General features: G+C 66.9%; 4 protein-coding genes and 1 pseudogene. All 5 read left to right on the forward strand.

Annotated elements, in window-relative coordinates:
- Positions 1-194, forward strand: a pseudogene (locus WBB14_RS14240) (CopG family transcriptional regulator); the annotation flags it as partial.
- Complete coding sequence (trbB, locus tag WBB14_RS14245) at positions 191-1,255, forward strand: P-type conjugative transfer ATPase TrbB (RefSeq protein ID WP_424240411.1); 1,065 nt, start codon at positions 191-193, stop codon at positions 1,253-1,255. The pseudogene WBB14_RS14240 and the gene trbB, both read left to right, overlap by 4 nt.
- Entirely contained in the window at positions 1,252-1,629 is a 378-nt protein-coding gene (locus WBB14_RS14250; RefSeq protein ID WP_424240412.1) for a TrbC/VirB2 family protein, read from the forward strand. Before trbB ends, WBB14_RS14250 begins: the two co-directional genes overlap by 4 nt.
- Entirely contained in the window at positions 1,626-1,898 is a 273-nt protein-coding gene (locus WBB14_RS14255) for a VirB3 family type IV secretion system protein (protein ID WP_180884162.1), read from the forward strand. The genes WBB14_RS14250 and WBB14_RS14255 overlap by 4 nt, the downstream gene beginning before the upstream one ends.
- Positions 1,899-1,910: 12 nt before the next feature.
- Positions 1,911-4,134, forward strand: a 2,224-nt coding sequence (gene trbE, locus WBB14_RS14260; RefSeq protein ID WP_424240413.1) for a conjugal transfer protein TrbE, incomplete at its 3' end; no start/stop codon positions are given.

The raw sequence follows: 4,134 nt of genomic DNA on the forward strand, positions 1-4,134 counted from the left end.
CGGTTCCCGAGGCGCACCAAGACGCGGCTCGCGCCCAGGGCAAAGCGCGCTTCGAGCAGTTCATCGAACAACTCGGCCGCCACCTGCTGCGGGGCCGGAGCTTAGTGCGCGACGTGGTGGAGGAGCTGCATCCCGACCCAATGCGGATGGAAGACGCGGCGGCAACCGCGCAAGCGCAAGAGCGTGCGTCATGAGCGCCGCTCGGCAGTCCATGAGCGCCACGTCGCTCGACCGTCGCATCCAGATGCTGCGCACGGCCATGGGGCCGTTGATCGCTGCCGCGCTGGAAGACCCGGACGTGGTGGAAGTGATGCTGAACCCTGATCGCACCTTGTGGATCGACCGGCTTTCGTCAGGCCGCGCACCGATGGGTGTGGAGCTACCCGAGGCCGATGGTGAACGCATCATTCGCCTTGTCGCGGCCCACGTCGGTGCGGAGGTGCATCGCGGCCAACCTCTGCTGTCGGCCGAGTTGCCGGAAACAGGAGAACGCTTCGAGGGCATCTTGCCGCCGGCCGCACCGGGGCCGGCCTTCGCGTTGCGCAAGCGCGCCATCGGCGTGATCCTGCTGGAGCGGTACGTCATCGACGGGATGATTACCAGCGCCCAGGCGGGCTTTCTGGTGCACGCTGTGCGCGAACGCCAGAACGTCTTGATCGCCGGCGCCACCAGCAGCGGCAAGACCACGCTCGCCAATGCGTTGCTGGCCGAGATCGCCGCCACGGGCGACCGCGTGCTCGTACTCGAAGACACGGTGGAACTGCAATGCGCGGCCCGCGACCACGTGCCGCTGCGCACGCGGCAAGGCGTAGTGTCGATGACCGAGTTGGTGCGTTCATCCATGCGCCTGCGACCGGATCGCGTCGTCGTCGGCGAGGTGCGCGGCGCCGAGGCGCTGGATCTCATCAAGGTCTGGGGCACGGGCCACCCCGGCGGCATCGCCACGATCCACGCCGGCTCCGCGCTCGGCGCGCTGCTGCGCCTGGAGCAACTGATTCTCGAAGTAGCCGTGAACCCGCCCCGTGCGCTGATCGCCGAGGCGGTCAACGTGGTGATCCACATCGCCGGGCGTGGACGCAAGCGCCGCATCGAGAGCATCGCCCGCGTCGTCGGCTTCGACGGCCTGGGATACCGATTGGCGGATTGGGAGACGGACGCGCAGGACATGCCGTTTCCCGAGTTGCTGCCACTTCCCGATGCCGGACCCACTGCGGCGACTTCCCCGTTTCCTGACTCACTTGGAGAACTGCCATGACGCATGCCTATGCCTTCCGTTTTTCCGTAAATCCGGCTTTGCGCCTTGCACGGCTGCTCAGCCTGGCCCGCCCTGCGGGGCAAGGGCTGCTGCTGGCCGCGCTGCTGCTGTTCCTGGCCGGAACCGCACAGGCCGCCGGTTCCTCGATGCCGTGGGAAGGCCCGCTGCAATCCATCCTCGAATCCATCCAGGGGCCGGTGGCACGCATCGTCGCGGTCATCATCATCATCGCCACCGGCCTTGCGCTGGCCTTCGGCGACACGTCGGGCGGTTTCCGCAAGCTGATCCAGATCGTGTTCGGCTTGAGCATCGCCTTTGCCGCTTCGAGCTTCTTCCTGTCGTTCTTCAGCTTCTCCGGCGGGGCTGTCGTATGAGCGGCCCGGATAGCTTCGCGGCCGGATTCGAGGTGCCGCTGCACCGCTCGCTGACCGAGCCGATCTTGCTGGGCGGCGCACCGCGCACCGTGGCGATCGCCAACGGCACGCTGGCCGCTGCTGTCGGGCTGGGCCTGCAACTGTGGATTCCCGGCATCGTGCTCTGGATCACCGGCCATTCGCTGGCGGTATGGGGAGCGCGCGTCGATCCGCAGTTCATGCAGGTCTTCGCCCGGCACATCAAGCATCGTCCGCTGCTGGACGTGTAGGGGGATGCCGCCATGCTGAACCTTGCCGAATATCGCCAGCGCCCGGCCATGCTCGCCGACTGGCTGCCGTGGGCTGGATTGGTTGCGCCGGGCGTCGTCTTGAACAAGGACGGCAGTTTCCAGCGCACGGCCCGGTTTCGCGGGCCTGACCTCGACAGCGCCACGCAAGGCGAGCTGATCTCCACGTCGGCGCGCTTGAACAACGCATTGCGCCGGCTGGGTTCGGGCTGGGCGCTGTTCATCGAAGCCGAGCGCCGCGCCGCCGCCGACTATCCACACTCGGAGTTCCCCGAACCGCTGTCCTGGCTGGTGGACGAGGAACGCCGGGCCACCTTCGAGGACTCGGGCAACCACTTCGAGAGCGGCTATCACCTGACGCTGGTGTACCTCCCGCCCGAGGAGTCGCGCGCCCGTGCAGCGGGAATGCTGTACGAGAACCGGCCCAGCGAAGGCGTGGACTGGCGCGAGCGGCTGCAAGCCTTCTTCGCGGAAACCGATCGCGTATTCGACCTGCTCGACGGCGTGATGCCGGAAATCGCCTGGCTCGATGACAGCCAGACGCTGACCTACCTGCACGCCACCATCTCGACGCGGCGCTATCGCGTCAGCGTGCCCGAGGTGCCGTTCCACATCGACGCGCTGCTGGCCGACTCCGCGCTGGTCGGTGGCCTGGCACCCATGCTCGGCGACCAGCACCTGCGCGTGGTGTCGGTGCGGGGCTTTCCGACCTCGACCTGGCCGGGAATTCTGGACGACCTCAACCGCCTCGGCTTTGCCTATCGCTGGAGCACGCGCTTTCTCTGCCTCGACAAAGCCGAAGCGGAACGGGAGTTGGGTCGCCTGCGCCGCCAATGGTTCGCCAAGCGCAAGAACGTCATCGCGCTCCTGCGCGAAACGATCTTCCAGCAGGAAAGCCCGCTGGTCGATACCGACGCCAGCAACAAGGCAGCCGATGCAGACGCTGCCTTGCAGGAGTTAGGCAGCGACCAGGTGTCCTTCGGCTACCTGACGGCGACCGTCACCGTCATGGACGAGGACGCCGCCGTAGCCGACGAGAAGCTGCGCATGGTGGAGCGCGTCATCCAGGGGCGCGGGTTCGTGACGATTCCCGAAACCTTGAACGCGGTCGATGCCTGGCTGTCTTCGATCCCCGGCAATGCCTACGCCAATGTGCGCCAGCCCATCGTCTCGACGCTGAACCTAGCGCACATGATGCCGGTATCGGCGGTCTGGGCTGGGCCGGAGAAGAACGACCACCTCGACGGCCCGCCGCTGATCGTCACGCGCACCGATGGCGCCACGCCGTTCCGGCTGGTGACGCACATCGGCGACGTGGGCCACACGCTGGTCGCGGGGCCGACCGGCATGGGCAAGTCGGTCTTGCTCGCCACGCTGGCAATGCAGTTCCGCCGCTATCGCGGCTCGCGCATCTTCGCGTTCGACATGGGGCGCTCCATGCGGGCCACGATCCTCGGGCTGGGCGGCGAGCACTACGACCTGGGCACGGATGGCGAAATCGCTTTCCAGCCGTTGGCCCACATCGACCGCGAGGGCTACCGCACCTGGGCCGCCGAATGGATCGAAGGCCGCTTGCGGCATGTGGGCGTGACGGTCGGCCCGGACGAGAAGGCAGCGATCTGGTCGGCACTCGGCAGCCTTGCCGGTGCGCCGGTGGAGCAGCGCACGATGACCGGCCTGTCGGTGCTGCTGCAATCGAATGCGCTGCGCCAGGCGCTCGCGCCTTATGTGCTGGGCGGCGCGCACGGCAAGCTGCTGGACGCCGACCGTGACCGCCTGGGCATGGCCGACGTGCAGTGCTTCGAGATGGAGGAGTTGATGCACAGCAAGGCCGCCGTCATGGCCGTGCTGCATTACCTCTTTGCCCGTTTCGATGAACGCTTTGACGGGGCACCCACGCTGCTGATCCTTGATGAAGCGTGGCTGTTCCTCGATGACCCGGTATTCGCCGCACGCATCCGCCAGTGGCTCAAGACGCTGCGCAAGAAGAACGTCTCGGTGATCTTTGCCACGCAGAGCCTCGCCGACATCAAGGATTCGAGCATCGCGCCCGCGATCATCGAAAGCTGCGCCAGCCGCATCTTCCTGCCGAACCCGCAGGCGACCGAGCCGCAGATTCGCACGATCTACGAGGGCTTCGGCCTCAACAGGCGGCAGATCGAAATCGTCGCCACCGCGCAGCCCAAGCGCGACTACTACTACCAATCCCGCCTCGGCA

It is taken from the genome of Achromobacter sp., assembly GCF_049647645.1.
In the GTDB taxonomy this organism is placed as follows: Bacteria; Pseudomonadota; Gammaproteobacteria; order Burkholderiales; family Burkholderiaceae_B; genus Achromobacter.